This is a genomic window from Bacillus sp. 05T31 (assembly GCF_056396725.1).
Genome location: NZ_JBFTMA010001337.1, coordinates 1 through 498, shown reverse-complemented (window position 1 = coordinate 498; position 498 = coordinate 1). Strand labels below are relative to the sequence as shown.

Genomic DNA, 498 nt, shown 5'->3' with positions numbered 1-498 from the left:
GTCCTAGTGTCGTTACAGATGTTTTTAAAGGAAGAACTCAAATGAGTTTTTGTTATTTATCTAGAACACACGATTTGTTAAAAAAGGGAAGCAATAGTAAAGCGAGTGACATCTCAGATTACATAAAATCAGCAAAATTAGAAAATCTTCAAGAAACAATGGAATATTTAGCTTTAAGTGGTGATTTCAAAACACTAAATAAAGTAATAGAAAAAGTAAAGGTTAAGGGTAATAAAGAGTGGGGAGAAGTCTATGATTTGCTTTCAGAAAGATATACAAAAGATGCGGATTACACTTGGCTGTATAAACGAATTAAAGAAAAAGAAAAACATGTAAAAAGTCTTGAAATGAATATTTTGATTGAGCTAATTCTTTGCCAAGCTCTTTATCAATGTGGGAATTACAATTTAATTGCTGAACGATTAAAGGATATAAAGAAAAATATAAGTACAATTACGTATAAATATATAAAGAAGACTTTCAAAGTAAGACTACAAG

Annotated in this window: 1 protein-coding gene; it reads left to right on the top strand. The window is 28.7% G+C overall.

All coding sequences use genetic code 11. The features are described 5' to 3' along the window. Positions 1-41: 41 nt before the first annotated feature. Positions 42-498: AimR family lysis-lysogeny pheromone receptor (locus AC1DJR_RS33200; RefSeq protein ID WP_477004593.1), on the top strand; the 457-nt coding region annotated here is incomplete at its 3' end.